General features: G+C 61.9%; 15 protein-coding genes. 9 read left to right on the top strand and 6 right to left on the bottom strand.

Annotation, left to right across the window (positions count from 1 at the left end):
* The first annotated feature begins 6 nt into the window (after nucleotides 1-6).
* The 5 genes from RCH06_RS06335 to RCH06_RS06315 all read left to right on the top strand — a co-directional run bounded on the left by RCH06_RS06335 (nucleotide 7) and on the right by RCH06_RS06315 (nucleotide 4,649).
* A complete protein-coding gene (locus RCH06_RS06335; protein ID WP_327080595.1) occupies nucleotides 7-798 on the top strand; it encodes a cell division protein FtsQ/DivIB in 792 nt (263 codons plus the stop codon).
* 8 nt (nucleotides 799-806) lie between these two features.
* Nucleotides 807-2,036: a cell division protein FtsA gene (gene ftsA, locus RCH06_RS06330; protein ID WP_327080594.1), complete on the top strand. Its 1,230-nt coding sequence runs from the start codon at nucleotides 807-809 to the stop codon at nucleotides 2,034-2,036.
* 151 nt (nucleotides 2,037-2,187) lie between these two features.
* Nucleotides 2,188-3,369 carry a cell division protein FtsZ gene (gene ftsZ, locus RCH06_RS06325; RefSeq protein WP_327080593.1) on the top strand — a complete coding sequence of 394 codons (1,182 nt, stop codon included), beginning with the start codon at nucleotides 2,188-2,190 and terminating at the stop codon, nucleotides 3,367-3,369.
* Between the two features lie 146 nt (nucleotides 3,370-3,515).
* Nucleotides 3,516-4,439 (top strand): UDP-3-O-acyl-N-acetylglucosamine deacetylase, encoded by a 924-nt coding sequence (gene lpxC / locus RCH06_RS06320; RefSeq protein ID WP_327080592.1) that lies wholly within the window; start codon nucleotides 3,516-3,518, stop codon nucleotides 4,437-4,439.
* 33 nt (nucleotides 4,440-4,472) lie between these two features.
* Entirely contained in the window at nucleotides 4,473-4,649 is a 177-nt protein-coding gene (locus RCH06_RS06315; RefSeq protein ID WP_327080591.1) for a hypothetical protein, read from the top strand.
* 38 nt (nucleotides 4,650-4,687) lie between these two features.
* On the opposite strand, the gene ruvC is transcribed toward RCH06_RS06315, so the two are convergent.
* From ruvC to RCH06_RS06285, 6 genes are all read right to left on the bottom strand, one after another.
* Nucleotides 4,688-5,236, bottom strand: coding sequence for a crossover junction endodeoxyribonuclease RuvC (ruvC, locus tag RCH06_RS06310; protein ID WP_327080590.1), 549 nt, complete (start codon nucleotides 5,234-5,236; stop codon nucleotides 4,688-4,690).
* Nucleotides 5,237-5,376: 140 nt separating this feature from the next.
* Nucleotides 5,377-6,123, bottom strand: a complete 747-nt coding sequence (mtgA, locus tag RCH06_RS06305) for a monofunctional biosynthetic peptidoglycan transglycosylase (RefSeq protein ID WP_327080589.1) — start codon at nucleotides 6,121-6,123, stop codon at nucleotides 5,377-5,379.
* The gene (gene aroE / locus RCH06_RS06300; protein WP_327080588.1) at nucleotides 6,120-6,959 is read right to left on the bottom strand and encodes a shikimate dehydrogenase; all 840 of its coding nucleotides are present in this window, start codon (nucleotides 6,957-6,959) and stop codon (nucleotides 6,120-6,122) included. Before aroE ends, mtgA begins: the two co-directional genes overlap by 4 nt.
* A 66-nt stretch (nucleotides 6,960-7,025) precedes the next feature.
* Nucleotides 7,026-7,886 (bottom strand): energy transducer TonB, encoded by an 861-nt coding sequence (locus RCH06_RS06295; RefSeq protein ID WP_327080587.1) that lies wholly within the window; start codon nucleotides 7,884-7,886, stop codon nucleotides 7,026-7,028.
* A gap of 60 nt (nucleotides 7,887-7,946) precedes the next feature.
* Nucleotides 7,947-10,025: a ribonuclease catalytic domain-containing protein gene (locus RCH06_RS06290; RefSeq protein WP_327080586.1), complete on the bottom strand. Its 2,079-nt coding sequence runs from the start codon at nucleotides 10,023-10,025 to the stop codon at nucleotides 7,947-7,949.
* 101 nt (nucleotides 10,026-10,126) lie between these two features.
* Nucleotides 10,127-10,711: a YqiA/YcfP family alpha/beta fold hydrolase gene (locus tag RCH06_RS06285; protein WP_327080585.1), complete on the bottom strand. Its 585-nt coding sequence runs from the start codon at nucleotides 10,709-10,711 to the stop codon at nucleotides 10,127-10,129.
* Nucleotides 10,712-10,905: 194 nt separating this feature from the next.
* Here RCH06_RS06285 and rodA point away from each other — a divergent pair, with 194 nt between their 5' ends.
* The 4 genes from rodA to RCH06_RS06265 all read left to right on the top strand — a co-directional run bounded on the left by rodA (nucleotide 10,906) and on the right by RCH06_RS06265 (nucleotide 15,597).
* Nucleotides 10,906-12,054 (top strand): rod shape-determining protein RodA, encoded by a 1,149-nt coding sequence (gene rodA, locus RCH06_RS06280; RefSeq protein WP_327080584.1) that lies wholly within the window; start codon nucleotides 10,906-10,908, stop codon nucleotides 12,052-12,054.
* 293 nt (nucleotides 12,055-12,347) lie between these two features.
* Complete coding sequence (gene tldD, locus RCH06_RS06275) at nucleotides 12,348-13,874, top strand: metalloprotease TldD (RefSeq protein ID WP_327080583.1); 1,527 nt, start codon at nucleotides 12,348-12,350, stop codon at nucleotides 13,872-13,874.
* A 242-nt stretch (nucleotides 13,875-14,116) separates the two neighbouring features.
* Nucleotides 14,117-15,238 (top strand): 3-deoxy-7-phosphoheptulonate synthase, encoded by a 1,122-nt coding sequence (locus tag RCH06_RS06270; RefSeq protein WP_327080582.1) that lies wholly within the window; start codon nucleotides 14,117-14,119, stop codon nucleotides 15,236-15,238.
* A 47-nt stretch (nucleotides 15,239-15,285) separates the two neighbouring features.
* Complete coding sequence (locus RCH06_RS06265) at nucleotides 15,286-15,597, top strand: hypothetical protein (RefSeq protein ID WP_327080581.1); 312 nt, start codon at nucleotides 15,286-15,288, stop codon at nucleotides 15,595-15,597.
* The last annotated feature ends 132 nt before the right edge of the window (nucleotides 15,598-15,729 follow it).

Raw genomic sequence — 15,729 nt, 5'->3', positions numbered from 1 at the left:
CAAATCATGCCCCGGCCGATACTCTTGCCGCTGGACGTCAAGCTCATGAACATCCTGTCGGGTGTTCTGGGCCTGGTGTTCGCCGTCATGGTGTTGACGCTGGGCGGGGAATGGGTGGTGCGTCAGCCTTTGTTCAACCTGAGCGCCATCCATGTCGGCGGGGATTTGATGCACAACAATGCCGCCACCCTGCGCGCCAATCTTGCGTCCAAACTGGCAGGCAATTTTTTAACCGTCGATTTGCAGTCTGCTCGCGCTGCGTTTGAAACCGTTCCCTGGGTTCGCCGGGCCGTAGTCCAGCGTGAATTTCCCAATCGCCTCAAGGTGGTGCTGGTGGAACACAAAGCGGTTGCCTACTGGGGTGCAGAAGGCGATTCGCGGCTGGTCAACAACATGGGCGAGGTGTTCGAGGCCAACCCGGGCGATGTCGAAACAGAAGAGCTGCCGGTGCTCAATGGCCCCAAAGGCCAGGCGGCCCAGGTGCTGCAGGCTTACCTCGCGCTGGCACCCCTGTTTGAAGAGATGGACACGGTGCTTGAGCAACTGCAGCTGCGCGAGCAGGGCAGCTGGCGCGCCCAGCTTGACAGTGGCGCGGTGATTGAACTCGGTCACGGCTCACTGGAGGAAGTCCAGGCGCGGACACGACAATTTATTGACACCGTGACGCAGGTGTCGTCACGGTTCGGACGCGATGTCGAGTCCGCCGACCTGCGTTACACAAGTGGCTACGCCCTCAAGCTCAGGGGCGTGACCACCGGGGATGTCGACGACAAAGTCGAACAAAAGAAAAAAAGGTAGAAATATAAATGGCGAAAGAATATAAGGATCTGGTTGTCGGGCTGGATATCGGAACGAGCAAAATCATGGTCGTGGTGGCCGAAGTCATGCCGGGCGGCGAGCTCAAGCTGGCCGGTCTGGGGCTTGCCGCCAGCAGTGGGCTCAAGCGCGGCGTGGTCGTCAACATTGACGCCACCGTCCAGAGCATTCAGCAGGCGCTGAAAGAAGCCGAGCTGATGGCCGACTGCAAGATTGGCCGCGTTTTTACCGGCATCACTGGCAGCCATATTCGCGGCATCAATTCGAGTGGCATGGTGGCAGTCAAGGGCAAGGATGTGTCGCAGGCCGATGTGACGCGGGTGATTGAGACCGCCAAGGCCATCAACATTTCCACTGATCAGCGCCTGCTGCTGGTCGAGCCGCAGGAGTTTGTGATCGACGGCCAGGATGTGCGCGAACCGATCGGCATGAGCGGTTTGCGTCTGGAGGCCAAGGTACACATCGTGACCGGCGCGCAAAGTGCTGCTGAAAACATCATCAAGTGCGTACGCCGCTGTGGCCTGGAAGTAGACCAGCTGATGCTCAATCCGCTGTCTTCCAGCCTGTCGGTGCTGACGCCCGATGAGCAGGAACTTGGCGTGGCGATGGTGGACATTGGCGCCGGCACCACCGATGTCGCCATTTTTGCCGGCGGCGCGATCCGGCACACCGCCGTCATTCCGATTGGCGGCGACCTGATCACCAGCGACATTGCCATGGCGCTGCGCACGCCCACCAAGGACGCCGAAGACATCAAGGTTGAAAACGGCTGCGCCAAGCAGTTGCTGGCCAGCCACGACACCCAGGTGGAAGTGCCGGGTCTGGGCGACCGTATCCCGCGCATGCTGAGCAAGCAGGCGCTGGCCGGCGTGATTGAGCCGCGTGTCGAGGAAATTTACCTTCTGGTCCAGCAGGTGATTCGCGAGTCGGGCTATGAAGAGGTGTTGTCTTCAGGTATCGTCATTACTGGCGGCTGCGCGATGATGCCCGGCATGATCGAGCTCGGTGAAGACATTTTTCTCAAGCCGGTGCGGCTCGGCCTGCCGCGTTACTCTGGCGCGCTGTCCGACATGGTGGCCCAGACGCGGGCCGCTACGGTGATGGGTCTGCTTGAAGAAGCGCGGCTGGCGCGTATTCGCGGGTTCAAGGTGTCCCAAAAGGCTGGCAGCATGCACAGCGTCTTTGGCCGCGTCAAAGACTGGTTCGTGGGAAACTTCTGATGAACCGTTTGTCTATTTTTTTCAGCCGCCCGTGGTACCTAACCCATTCAGGAGGAGCCGATCCACCGGCCTGACAAGCCATGTTTCGCAACAGATTTTGACTATTTTCCAGTAAACCGATTGACAGAACTTAACGAACAGGAGGCTCATTATGAGTATCGAAATGATTGAAATCCAGGAATTCAACCAAGGCACGCAAATCAAGGTCATTGGTGTCGGCGGCGGCGGTGGCAATGCCGTTGCACACATGATTCAGTGCGGTGTGCAAGGGGTTGAGTTCATCTGCGCCAACACCGACGCGCAGGCGCTGGATCGCGGCAACTCGCACAAGATCATCCAGCTGGGCGGCAGTGGTTTGGGCGCTGGCGGCAAGCCTGAAAAAGGGCGTGATGCCGCCGAAATGGCGCTTGAAGATATCCGCAGCGCCATCAGTGGCGCGCACATGCTGTTCATCACTGCCGGCATGGGCGGCGGTACCGGCACCGGCGCGGCACCTGTGATTGCCCGCGTGGCCAAAGAAATGGGCATCCTCACGGTGGGTGTGGTGACCCGGCCTTTTGAGTTTGAAGGCGGACGCCGCATGACCAACGCCGAGTTGGGGCTGGCCGAACTCGAAGCCAATGTTGATTCGCTGATCGTAGTGCTTAACGATAAGCTGCTCGAGGTGCTGGGCGACGACGTAACGCAGGACGAAGCCTTTGCGCATGCCAACGATGTGCTGAAAAACGCCGTCGGTGGCATTGCCGAAATCATCAATGTTCCTGGCCATGTCAACGTTGACTTTGAAGACGTGCGCACCGTCATGGGCGAGCCCGGCAAAGCCATGATGGGAACCGCCCGCGCCACTGGCCCAGACCGCGCCCGCATTGCATCCGAGCAGGCCGTGGCCAGCCCGCTGCTCGAAGGCATTGACCTGTCAGGCGCCAAAGGCGTGCTGGTGCTGATCTCGGCGGCCAAAGGCTCGCTGAAATTGAGCGAATCCAAACTCGCCATGAACACCGTGCGCGCCTATGCCTCGCCTGAAGCACATGTGATCTACGGTACGGCGTACGACGATGAACTGGGTGAGGACATCCGCGTGACCGTCGTGGCGACCGGCCTGCGCCGTCAGGAAGAGCGCAGCAATGTCGCGCCGATGCAGGGGCTTCGCGGTACCGGGCAGAGAGCTGGCGGGCAGGGCGCCGGTTTGAAGCAACCTGACTACGGCAACACGGCCAGGCCCAACGTGTGGGGCAGCAACCGCACGCAGGCAGCCGCCAAGATTGACGCGTTGTCGTCCGGCGGCATGGATGACTTCGAGATTCCTGCCTTTTTGCGTCGGCAAGCCGACTGATGCTGCCTCCAGCAGCTCAAACCTGCCCGCGCAGGTTTAAGCTGTCGCATGTTGGTCTGGCTACAAGGCCAGCCACTGCCCATTTTCTGCTCCGGCCTTTGCAGCCGGGGCAGCTTCCCGCATGCTGCGCCCATTAAAGTGATGCCATGCTCGCTCAAAGAACCCTCAAATCCCTGACCCAGGCCGTCGGCGTGGGGCTGCACAGCGGCCAGCGGGTCGAGCTGACGCTGCGGCCAGCGTCGCCCGACAGTGGCATCGTGTTCCGGCGCGTTGATTTGCCGCAGCCGGTCGATATCGCCATTTCGCCCGAAGCCGTCACCGACACCCGGCTGGCGTCCACCATTTCCAGCGGCAGCACCAAAGTGCTGACCGTCGAGCACCTGATGTCGGCCTGCGCCGGTCTCGGCATTGACAACCTGGTCATCGACATCACCGCCGAAGAAGTGCCGATTCTGGATGGCTCGGCGTCGTCGTTTGTATTTTTGCTGCAGTCCGCAGGCATTGCACTGCAGGCCGCGCCCAAGCGTTTTGTGCGCATCCTCAAGCCGGTCGAGGTGCGCGAAGGCGAGGGCGCCAATGTGAAATGGGCGCGCTTGACGCCTTATGAAGGCTACAAGCTGAGCTTTGAGATCGACTTTGCCCACCCCGCCGTCGATTCGACTGGCCAGCGGGTCGAATTCGACATGGGCTCGGGCACTTACAGCCGCGACATCGCCCGCGCCCGCACCTTCGGCTTTACCAAGGATGTCGAGATGATGCGCGCCAACGGCCTGGCGCTGGGCGGCGGGCTTGACAATGCCATCGTCATGGACGACTACAAGGTGCTCAACAGCGAAGGCCTGCGCTACAACGACGAATTCGTGAAGCACAAGATTCTCGATGCAATGGGCGATTTGTACTTGCTGGGCAAGCCGCTGCTGGCCGCCTACAGTGCATTTCGCTCCGGCCACGCCATGAACAACAAGCTGCTGCGCGAATTGCTGGCGCACCCCGAGGCCTACGAAGTCGTCACGTTTGACGACGAGAAAAACGCCCCCAAGGGATTTTCCACCTTGGCACGGGCCTGGTAAGGCCATGTTGCGCGCATTTCAGGAAGCTTGATCATGGTGGTGTTTCGTTTCATGATTTTGCTGGCACTGCTGGCTTCTGCCGTGTCGTTTGTGCTGTACGCCGTCACGTCGCAAGTGCGCTTTCGGCGTCAGGGGCTGAACATCCTGAAGTGGACGCTGATCGCCGCATTCGGATTTTTTGCGGTGCTGATTCTGGAGCGCTTCAGGTAACTGTTTTTCGGGTTGGGCCGCCAAGAATTCGCACGGGCTTAACGGCTGCGCCCGGCGCGGTAGTTGCCGCCCATCTTGCCACCAGCTTCGCTGGCCGCTGCCAGCCGCGCCATGGCCGTGCCGACATGCGCATGCGTAATGGCCAGCCCGAGCGCATCGGCAGCATCCTTGCCCGGCAATGACGGCAGCCTGAGCAGCCGCATAACCATTTCCTGCACCTCCGACTTGCCCGCCTTGCCGTAACCAGCCACGGCTTTTTTCATTTGCAATGCGGTGTATTCGGCTACCGGCAGGTCGCTGAACACCAGCCCGGTAACGCAGGCACCGCGCGCCTGCCCGAGCAGCAGCGTGGCTTGGGGGTTGACGTTGACAAACACGATTTCTACCGAGGCGGCGTCGGGCTGGTAGCGTTGCACCACTTCGCGCACGCCGTCAAACAGCACCTTGAGCCGACCCGGCAGGTTGCTCAGTTCCAGGTGCGTGGTCTTGATGGTGCCGCTGGCGACATACGTCAGGTGCGCGCCGTCCATGTCGACCACGCCAAAGCCGGTCGTCTGCAAGCCCGGATCGATTCCCAAGATACGCATGTTGCTATTGATTCAGTAGCTGCTTGCGCAGGTGGGCATTGCGCCAGCGCACGAAATGGCTCGTAAAAGAGCACTTGACGGGGTTTGGCAAGGCGCGGCGCTGTCCTGCGCCGTTGCGCCGCCTGTGGCTTGCATGCGGCTCACGGAATTTCCACGCCGCCCATGCGGGCCGTGATGGTTCGGGCACGGGACGCCAGATAGCCCGAATTGAGGTGCGTCTCAAAATACTTGGGCCGGGGCAGCATGACGGCCAGCCGTGCGGCTTCCAGGGCGCTCAGACGGGCGGCCGGCTTGCGGAAGTAATACTGGGCTGCCGCTTCGGCACCGAAAACGCCTTCGCCCCATTCGACATTGTTGAGGTAAATCTCCAGAATGCGCTGTTTGCCCAGCAGCGCTTCGAGCATCAGCGTGAGCAGCAGTTCCTGGCCTTTGCGCAGCAGCGTGCGTTCGCCCGACAGGAACAGGTTTTTGGCCAGTTGCTGCGTGATGGTCGAGCCGCCGATGATCTTGGGCGGCTTGGCGGTGGCGCTGGACGGGCGCTCGGCCAGACGGCTGACGGACTGGGCGGCACGTTTTTCGGCCTGGGCGTTTTTGTCCCAGGCTTTTTCAAGCGCGTCCATGTCCACGCCCTCATGCACGATGAAACTGGCGTCTTCCGAGGCAATGATGGCGCGCTTGAGGTGGTCTGAAATTTGTGCGTACGGCACCCATTGCTGGCGCCATTTCATCGTGCCGGTATTTTGCGCGACCCGCCAGGCCTCGGAGCGCTGGAAGGCGGTGGATTCGGGGCTGACGACCGTCATCAGGGCGATGCGGGCGACAAAATAAAGCTGCAGCGCCAAGCCGGCCAGCAAGACCAGCACCAGCCAGCGCCCCAATCCCTTCATGCCAGGCGCGCCCGCATTTCCTGCAGCACCTGCGCCGTCGGTGGCCGCACGCCGCGCCACAGCGCGAACGCTTCGGCAGCCTGCTCGACCAGCATGCCCAGGCCGTCACGTGGGCGGGCACCGTGCGCGCGCGCCCACTGCATGAATCCGGCGGCTGCCGGGCCGTACATCATGTCGTAGGCCAGTGCGCCCGGCTTGAGCGCACGGCTGTCGACCGGCACGTCGCCGCCCGACAAACTGCTGGCGCTGGCATTGATGATGATATCGAAATCGCCCTCCAGCGCAGTCAGATCTTGCGCGAGCAGCTCTGTTTTTTGTAGCGCTGCATGGAGTGACGGATGGGCCTGGTGGCGCGCCACCAGCGCATCGGCCTTGGCGCGCGTGCGGTTGGCCAGCACCAGCCGGCGCGGCCCGGCCATCAGCAGCGGCCCCAGCGCGCCGGCCCCTGCGCCGCCCGCGCCGATCAGCAGCACATCGCGCCCGGCCAGTGACACGCCGGCATGGTTCTGGATGTCATTGACCAGTCCGACGCCGTCGGTGTTGTCGGCATGAATCCTGCTGTTTTCAAACATCAGTGTGTTGGCGGCCTGCGCCAGTTGCGCCCGGTCGCTTTGCGTGTGCGCGGCCTGAAAAGCCTCGAACTTGAACGGCACGGTGACATTGCAGCCCCGCGCGCCGCCCTGCACCCGTTGCGCCAGCGTGGCGGCAAAACCGTCAAGCGGCACCAATTGCGCCTGGTAGTCCATTACTTGCCCCGTGAGTTCGGCAAAACGCGCATGAATCTGTGGCGACTTGCTGTGGGCAATCGGGTTGCCGAGCACAAAATAGTTATCCATTTGACTTGTCCAGCCGGGTCATTGAAGGGGTTTCGATTGTCATGAAATTTCAGGCGTACCCGCCGCTCAGTGCGCGGTGAGTTTTGTCTGAAGGCTGTTGTCCGGGGCGAAGTTGAAGTTCGACACCACCACGATCTGGTCGGCAGTTTTGCGCATGGCCGGGCTGAAAGGCGGGAACGGGCCGGTGCCGCCCACGATGCTTTTTGCCTGTCGGTCCAGCGTGCGGTTGCCCGAGCTTTGCACCACTTCGGTGTCCAGCACGCGGCCATCGAAATTGACCGTCAGCGTCATGATCAGTTCGCCATAGAGTTTTTTGCCGGCCAGTTGCGGAAAGTTCTGCGTGCCTTTGGCTTCGATCTTGCGGCGCAGCGTGTCGTAATACAGCGCATAGGCGGCCTCCCGCGTGGCCGGGCTGATGTAGCGTTTCTTGGGCCGCGCATTTTCTTCGTTGACCCGCTTTTCAATCTCGGCCAGCAGCTTGACGAGCTTTTTGCGCTTTTCCTGCTGCTCTATTTCTGACGGCGTGCTGGCCGGCATGGCAAGGTCGGTCAGCGGCATGGCCGACAGCGCCTGTTTCACTTGCAGCAGCAATTGGGTTTGCTGCGCTTTCAGGGCGGCGATTTTTTGCTGCGCTTCGTCTTCTTCGTCATTGCCGAGCTCGATCAGCGCTGAAGGCGGCAAGGGCGAGGTGGCGCGGCCTTTTTCCTGCTCGCCACCGCCCGCCAGCGACGCCTGCGCAATGGCCGTGGCTTTGTCGGGTTTGTCGGGTTTGGCGTCGGATTTGGCATTGACCAAAATGATTTCCAGCGGCTTGTCCTGAAACACGTGGTCAAAGCGCTCCGGATCGACCAGGCGCACCGTCAGCAGCACGGCATGCACGGCGACCGAGATGCCGAGGGCAATTTGCAGCGTACTGAGTGATTTCACAAAAACGTGGGTCGGGGTGTCGGGTGGCGACGCCTGGAGCCCCAGGCGTCTTGCACGGATTTAGCTGGCTGCTGCGGGTGCCGTTGCCGGCGCGGTATCGGGTTCGGCTTCGCTGATGTCAACGGCAATCGAGATCGGGCCTGCCGCCAGATCCTCTTCGCCGTCATCGCCTTGTTCCTCATCCTGGCCGCCGGGGGTGGCCTCGGCAGCCGTGTCCAGCCGTTCAATCACCGTGCCCGAGATGTCCAGCGTGATCTCGTCAATCGCGCCCAGCTTGATGCGCACCCGCGCGCCGCGCGGCAGGCCTTGCGCGCCCATCGCGGCCAGCACCAGCGGCAGCTCATCGGCGCGCACCAGGTTGTCCTTGAAGCTGGTCGCGGTCAGTTCGGTGATGCCTTTTTGCTGCAGGTATTTCAGCGTCCAGTAGCGCTCAATGCCGGACTGGAATCCGTTGTAGGCGCTGTAGGCGCCGTCAAAACACGAAATCACCGAAAAGAGGTCGGCGTCCTTGGGCTTGAACGGCGCAACCAGTGCGGCGCTGCGGCCATGCTTGGTGATGGCGATGATCTGCCACTGGTTGACCAGATCGGTGTAGCGGCGCAGCGGCGAGGTGGCCCAGGTGTAGCACTTGACGCCCATGCCGGCGTGCGGCAGCGCCTTGGTGCCCATGCGCACTTTCACGCCTGGCGCCATGCTGGCCTGGCTGCGGTAAATGCCCGGCACGCCATGCTCGGCTAGCCACTGGCCCCAAGTGCTGTTGGTCAAAATCATGACTTCGGCAACGATCAAATCGAGCGGCGCGCCGCGCTGGCGTGTGCCGATGCTGACAAGCTCGTCGCCTTGCGGCTCCTGGCCCGAGGGGTTGTCGAGCTTGAAGTTGTAGTCGGGCCGGTTGAAGTTTTCAGGCTTGCCGCGAACGATTTCGCGCTGCGCCTTCAGGTGTTTGGCCAGGCGGTGCAGGAAGGTGAGTTCGACGCCCCATTGCGTCTGAACCGGCGGTGTGGTTTGCGCGGCATCAAAAAACGCCTCGTTGAACACGTTGTCCAGCGCGTCATGGCGCAGGTTGCTGACGATGGGCACTTGCTCCAGCCGGGTCACGCTGGCGGTGACTTCCAGCGTGGTTTCATCCATCGTGAAGTAAAGCGACAGGGCAGGGCAGTTGCGGCCTTCCTGCAGCGTGTAGGCCTGCACCACGTCGTCGGGCAGCATGGTCAGCTTGTAGCCGGGCATGTAGACGGTGGACATGCGGGCGCGGCCCACGGCGTCAATCGGGCTCCCCGGCAGCACGGCCAGGCCGGGCGCGGCAATGTGAACGCCGAGCGTGACCGTGCCGCTGCCCAGGCCCTGCACCGACATGGCGTCGTCAATCTCGGTGGTGCTGGAGTCGTCGATGGAAAACGCGCGCACGTCGGCCAGCGGCAACTCGTCCTTGATGGGCGGTGCTTGCAGTTCCGGAAAGCGCGTGCCTTTGGGAAAGTTCTCGAACAAAAAGCGCTTCCAGTGGAACTGGTAGGGCGACGCAATCGCACCCGCCTTTTGCAGCAAGTCGAGCGGCGCGGTGTGCGTGGCGCGCGAAGCATCGACCACGGCCTTGTATTCGGCGCTGTTCTTGTCGGGCTTGAACAAAATCTTGTAGAGCTGATCGCGGATCGGTGCCGGGCACTGGCCCTGGCCCAGTTCGTCGGCCCAGCTGGCAATCTGCGCCGTGATCTGCTTTTTCTTCTCGATGGCGGCCAGCGCCTGCTGCAAAATTTCGGGCGGCGCTTTTTTGAAGCGGCCTTTGCCGGCGCGGCGAAAGTAATGCGGTGCGTCGTACAGGCGGAACAGGGCGGCGGCCTGCTGCTCCAGCGACGCCGGTTTTGTGCCATCGGCGCTGAAATAGTCGCGCGCCAGGTCGGCAAAGCCGAATTCCTCGTCGCTGGCAAATTCCCAGGCCAGGTCCAGATCGATTTCTTCGACCAACTTCTGGCCGGCGGCGATGAATTCAGCCGGCGCGGGTTTTTCAAACTTCAGCAGCGCATTCGCCGCCTTGACTTTGACGCGCTTGCCCGAGTCAAGTTCGACCTGCAGCGAGCTGTCGGCTTCCGACAAAATCCGGCCGGCCAGGAACTTGCCGGTTTCTTCAAACAATACAAACACAACGAAATCCTTTGGCCTGGGGGTGCGGGGTGACGGCCCTTGCGGGACAGCCCGCTAGTGTAATCAGGCCGCGCGTGGGCAGAGGCCACCTGGCGCGGGTGTCAAGCCAGATTCAGGAAGTCCAGAATGGCGGGCAGATGGGTGTCAAAGTCGCTCAGCGCATGGTCGCCGCCTTCGAGCAGGCGCAGGTTCGTGCCGGCATAGCGCGCCGCCATTTCGCGCCAGTCCAGCACTTCGTCGCCCTTGGCGATGAAGGCCAGGTAGTTTTGCGGCGTGGACAACGGGCCGGCCTGCAGCGCGCGCAGTTCATCGACAAAGTGCGCTTCAAAGAAAAAATGTTCGCCAGGGTTTTGCCAGGTGGTCTGCTCGCCGATGTAGGCGGCCAGGTCGCGCGCCGGATCGACGGCCGGGTTCAGCAGCACGGCCTTGCAGCCGCAGCGTTCGGCCACCGCCGTCGCATAAAAACCGCCCAGCGACGAGCCGATGACGGCCATTGATTCACGCGGCCAGCCGGCGATGCCGTGCATCAGCAGCGCGAATGCGTCACGCGGCGAGGGCGGCAGTTGCGGGCACCACCAGATGACGTCCGGGTAACGGGCGGCAACCCGCGCCGCTATTCTTTGGGCCTTCGCCGATTGCGGTGAGGAGCGAAAACCGTGCAGGTAAAGAAGGTGGGTAATGGCCATGCCGCCATCGTAAGCGTGCCGCCCGCCACCTGAAACCGGCTGCGTGGGCTGTCAGTTGTCGAAATAATGACAAAATATGCCCCTTGCGCACTATGCACGGGCGCAAGCAGCTCTGTTTTTAATAGCAAATAGCGCGCAGGCTTGATGCCCTTGGCGGCACCGGCTGAAAAACCGCCTGACTGATAATTCAAGCCATGTCCGCCGTTTTTGACAACCCTTCCCTTTACCGCCGAACCCTGCCTTTGCTGCAGGGTTTTGACGGCTTGCTTGCTTTCGCGGTGTTTTTGCTGGCTTGTGCCGGCCTGCTCATCATGTACTCGTCAGGCTTTGAGCATGGCACCCGCTTTGCGGACCACGGCCGCAACATGCTGATTGCCGGCGCCATCATGTTTGTGGTGGCGCAGATTCCGCCGCAGCGGCTGATGCTTTTTGCCGTGCCGCTGTATGTGGCCGGCGTCGTGCTGCTGGTGGCGGTGCTGGTGTTTGGCATCACCAAGAAAGGCGCGCGGCGCTGGCTCAATATCGGGGTGGTGATCCAGCCCAGTGAAATCCTGAAAATTGCCATGCCCTTGATGCTGGCCTGGTGGTTCCAGAAGCGTGAAGGGCAGGTGCGGCCGCTCGACTTTGTCGTCGCCCTGGCGTTGCTGGCCGTACCGGTCGCGCTGATCATGAAGCAGCCCGACCTGGGCACTTCGCTGCTGGTGATGGCGGCCGGCCTGGCGGTGATTTTTTTTGCCGGCCTGAGCTGGAAGCTGATTCTTCCGCCAGTGCTGCTGGGGCTGGTGGGCGTCAGTTTGATTGTCTGGTTCGAGCCGCAATTGTGTGCCGACGGCATGCGCTGGCCGGTGCTGCACGAGTACCAGCAGCAGCGCATCTGCACCTTGCTGGACCCGACGCGCGACCCGCTGGGCAAGGGGTTTCACATCATTCAGGGCATGATTGCGATTGGCTCGGGCGGCGTGTTTGGCAAGGGCTTCATGGCCGGCACGCAAACGCACCTGGCCTTTATTCCGGAGCGCACCACCGACTTTATCTTTGCGGCGTATTCCGAGGAGTTCGGGCTGGTTGGCAATTTGCTGTTGATTGCCGGTTTTATATTCCTGATTTTTCGCGGACTGGCGATTGCGATAGACGCGCCGACCTTGTTTTCGCGGCTGCTGGCCGGTGCGCTGACGATGATGTTTTTTGCCTATGCGTTCGTCAACATGGGCATGGTCAGCGGCATTTTGCCGGTCGTGGGCGTGCCCTTGCCTTTCATCAGCTACGGCGGCACGGCGATGGTGACGCTGGGCCTGGCCGTGGGCATGCTGATGTCGGTTGCCAGGGCGAAGAGGCAAGCGTAGCCCCCACGCTCCCCACTGCGTGTGGTTCGCTGCCCCCCGAGGGGGCCGCTGCGCCTGAGGCCCGGCGAAGCCGGTTCCTCGGCCCCGGCTGGTAGAGGGCAGACGCTTCGGCGCTTGTGGTTTTGCGCAATGCGCTTCTTCAGGTAGCGCTGCGTCTTTGGCTTGCAGCATCAGTTCTACGACGCTGGAGGGCTGGGATAAGTGCTTTGCTTTGCCTGCCCTGTTGCTTTGCCCGTCTCTATTCATCATCCCCATAGCCCGCAATGCCGGGTGACTCTGCCTACAATCGCTGGATGACATCACTCAACTCTGCCGCTGCTTCTGTCCGCCAAACCAATGTCTCCGGGCGTCCTCCGGCCCGGCCCAGTAAGGACTCCACGTCGGAGCGGCTGGCGATTGCCGAAAAGCTGCTGCTGGCGCCGTTTGGCCTGACGGAAGCTGCCTTGAGCCGCGCGCTGGGTGAAATTACTGCCTACGGCGTGGACGACGCCGACCTGTATTTTCAGTACACCCGCAGCGAAGGCTGGAGCCTGGAAGAAGGCATCGTCAAGACCGGCTCCTTCAGCATTGACCAGGGTGTCGGCGTGCGTGCCGTGAGCGGCGAAAAAACCGCTTTTGCCTATTCTGACGACATCTCCGAAGCCTCGCTGCTGGACGCCGCGCGCACCGTGCGCAGCATTTCGGCAGCTGCCAAATCCGGCCGCGTCAAGACGCCGTCCCGCAAGATCGCCACCAGCCGCTCGCTTTACCGCGACCTGGACCCGATTGCCACACTCGACAGCACCGCCAAGGTCGAGTTGCTCGGCAAGGTCGAAAAACTCGCCAAGGCCAAAGACCCGCGCATCGTGCAGGTGATGGCCGGGCTGGCCAGTGAATATGACGTGGTCATGGTGGCGCGCGCCGACGGCACGCTGGCCGCCGATGTGCGCCCGCTGGTGCGCCTGAGCGTGACGGTGATCGCCGAACAGAAGGGCCGGCGCGAAGTCGGCTCGGGCGGCGGTGGCGGGCGTTTTGGCCTGGCCTATTTCGACGATACCCAGATCGGCGAGTATGTCGATGCCGCCGTGAACGCGGCGCTGACCAACCTGGACGCGCGCCCCGCGCCAGCCGGCCAGATGACGGTGGTGCTGGGCTCCGGCTGGCCCGGCATCCTGCTGCACGAAGCCATCGGTCACGGCCTGGAAGGCGACTTCAACCGCAAGGGCTCCAGCGCGTTTTCCGGCCGCATCGGCGAGCGCGTCGCCGCCAAGGGCGTGACGGTGCTCGACGACGGCACGATTGCCGACCGGCGCGGTTCGCTCAATGTCGATGACGAAGGCAATGTCAGCCAGCGCAACGTGCTGATCGAGGACGGAATTTTGAAAGGCTACATCCAGGATTCGATGAATGCGCGCCTGATGAACGTCAAGCCCACCGGCAACGGCCGGCGCGAAAGCTATGCCCATGTGCCCATGCCGCGCATGACCAACACCTACATGCTCGGCGGCGACAAGGCCCCTGAAGAAATCATCGCCAGCATCAAGAAAGGCCTGTACGCCAGCAACTTTGCCGGCGGCCAGGTTGACATCACCTCGGGCAAGTTCGTGTTCTCGGCCAGTGAAGCGTTCTGGGTCGAGAACGGCAAGATCCTGTACCCGGTCAAGGGCGCAACGATTGTCGGCAACGGCCCGGATGCGCTGACCCGCGTGACCATGATCGGCAACGACATGAAGCTCGACAGCGGCGTCGGCACCTGCGGCAAGGAAGGCCAGAGCGTGCCGGTCGGCGTCGGCCAGCCGACCTTGCGCATCGACGGCCTTACCGTGGGCGGCACTGCGTAAGCCGTATTGTTTTCAAGCTGTGCTACATTCCAGCAGATGAATTCCGCGAAATTTTCTTTTGCTTACTTTTGGTTCTCAAGCGCCTCCGGCGGTAGAGAGACTTTCGCGTAAGCACCAGAAAACGCAGCGAATCTCTGAAAACCGCCGGGCACCCCGGCGGTTTTTTTTTGCCCGTCCCGATTTGCCAACCCCCGTGAAACAGCCCGAACCCGTTTTGAAATCTTAGAAAAAGGAAGCCCGTGATGAATGCCAAAGCCAACCCCGCCAGCGCCAGCTGGTATGCGAACGTCGAAAAAACCAGCGAGACCGACGACAAACGCATCAAGGACATCACCGTGCTACCCCCTCCCGAACACCTCATCCGCTTTTTCCCGATTGCTGGCACGGCGGCCGAATCGCTGATCACCCAGACCCGCCAGAACATCCACAACATCATCGCCGGCACCGACGACCGGCTGCTGGTGGTGATCGGCCCGTGCTCGATTCACGACCCGATGGCCGCGCTCGACTACGCCCGCCGGCTGGCCGAGCAGCGCAAAAAATACGCCGGGACGCTGGAAATCGTGATGCGCGTGTACTTCGAGAAGCCACGCACCACGGTGGGCTGGAAAGGGCTGATCAACGATCCGTACCTGGACGAAAGCTTCCGTATCGACGAAGGCCTGCGCATTGCCCGCCAGTTGCTGATTGACATCAACCGCCTGGACGTACCCGCCGGCAGCGAATTCCTCGATGTGATTTCCCCGCAATACATTGGCGATTTGATCTCGTGGGGCGCGATTGGTGCGCGCACGACGGAAAGTCAGGTCCACCGTGAACTGGCGTCCGGCCTGTCAGCGCCGATTGGCTTCAAGAACGGCACCGACGGCAATATCCGCATTGCCACCGACGCCATCCAGTCGGCCAGCCGGGGCCACCACTTTTTGTCGGTGCATAAAAACGGGCAAGTAGCCATCGTTGACACCGCAGGCAATCCTGACTGCCACGTGATTTTGCGCGGCGGCAAGACGCCCAACTACGACGCCGCCAGCGTGGCTGAAGCCTGCAAGGCACTCGAAGCCGCCAAGTTGCCCGCCACGCTGATGGTCGATTGCAGCCACGCCAACAGCTCCAAACAGCACGAAAAGCAGCTCGACGTGGCGCGCGACATTGCCGCCCAAGTCGCTGGCGGCTCGCGCCAGGTGTTCGGCCTGATGGTCGAAAGCCACCTGACCGCCGGCGCGCAAAAATTCACCGCTGGCAAAGACGATGCCAAATCGCTCGCCTACGGCCAAAGCATTACCGATGCCTGCCTGGGCTGGAATGATTCGGTGGACATGCTCGCGTCGCTGTCAGCCGCCGTGGAAGCGCGACGGGCAAAATGACCCCGGCAAGGTGCCAGAATTCACCCACTTTTCTTCAGGAATCCATCATGCGCAGTGAAGTCACCGTGACCTTTGAAAACCAGCCGCTTGTGCAAATTGACCTGCATGACGCCCTGCCGATGCCCAGCGAGGCGGCGCGCCGCTGGCTTGATGAGCAGTTCACCCAGATGGACTGCGAGCCGCTGCGGCCCACCGGCAAGCTGCTGACCGCTGACAAGGTGGTCGTGGTGGCTGAAGCGGCCGGCCCGCAGAAGTTTGCCGACGCCGCCTGGGCGCTGGAGTTTGGCCGCGCCGTGACAGCCGCCCTGGGCAAGCCGCTGGTGAACATTGACGTGCCGTCATTGAGCATCAGTTATTGACCAGCGCGCCCGCGTCGCACGGGCGGTGTGGCACTGGTGCCGCAAGAATGGCCCGAAATTCAAGTGTTTTAGGCCTGTAGCGCATGTTGCACGTGCGCAAGCAGCTATAAAATAAATAGCAAATAATGCCGG

The sequence above is a fragment of the Polaromonas sp. CG_9.5 genome, assembly GCF_035984465.1.
In the GTDB taxonomy this organism is placed as follows: Bacteria; Pseudomonadota; Gammaproteobacteria; order Burkholderiales; family Burkholderiaceae_C; genus Polaromonas.
The sequence above is the reverse complement of the archived record's forward strand: the minus strand, read 5'-3'. Positions and strand labels throughout refer to the sequence as shown.

Bases quoted from the DNA above. Each gene is read 5' to 3' on its own strand.
- RCH06_RS06335 (WP_327080595.1), top strand. From the start codon at position 7: ATGCCCCGGCCGATACTCTTGCCGCTGGACGTCAAGCTCATGAACATC.
- ftsA (WP_327080594.1), top strand. From the start codon at position 807: ATGGCGAAAGAATATAAGGATCTGGTTGTCGGGCTGGATATCGGAACG.
- ftsZ (WP_327080593.1), top strand. From the start codon at position 2,188: ATGAGTATCGAAATGATTGAAATCCAGGAATTCAACCAAGGCACGCAA.
- lpxC (WP_327080592.1), top strand. From the start codon at position 3,516: ATGCTCGCTCAAAGAACCCTCAAATCCCTGACCCAGGCCGTCGGCGTG.
- RCH06_RS06315 (WP_327080591.1), top strand. From the start codon at position 4,473: ATGGTGGTGTTTCGTTTCATGATTTTGCTGGCACTGCTGGCTTCTGCC.
- ruvC (WP_327080590.1), bottom strand. From the start codon at position 5,236: ATGCGTATCTTGGGAATCGATCCGGGCTTGCAGACGACCGGCTTTGGC.
- mtgA (WP_327080589.1), bottom strand. From the start codon at position 6,123: ATGAAGGGATTGGGGCGCTGGCTGGTGCTGGTCTTGCTGGCCGGCTTG.
- aroE (WP_327080588.1), bottom strand. From the start codon at position 6,959: ATGGATAACTATTTTGTGCTCGGCAACCCGATTGCCCACAGCAAGTCG.
- RCH06_RS06285 (WP_327080585.1), bottom strand. From the start codon at position 10,711: ATGGCCATTACCCACCTTCTTTACCTGCACGGTTTTCGCTCCTCACCG.
- rodA (WP_327080584.1), top strand. From the start codon at position 10,906: ATGTCCGCCGTTTTTGACAACCCTTCCCTTTACCGCCGAACCCTGCCT.
- tldD (WP_327080583.1), top strand. From the start codon at position 12,348: ATGACATCACTCAACTCTGCCGCTGCTTCTGTCCGCCAAACCAATGTC.
- RCH06_RS06270 (WP_327080582.1), top strand. From the start codon at position 14,117: ATGAATGCCAAAGCCAACCCCGCCAGCGCCAGCTGGTATGCGAACGTC.
- RCH06_RS06265 (WP_327080581.1), top strand. From the start codon at position 15,286: ATGCGCAGTGAAGTCACCGTGACCTTTGAAAACCAGCCGCTTGTGCAA.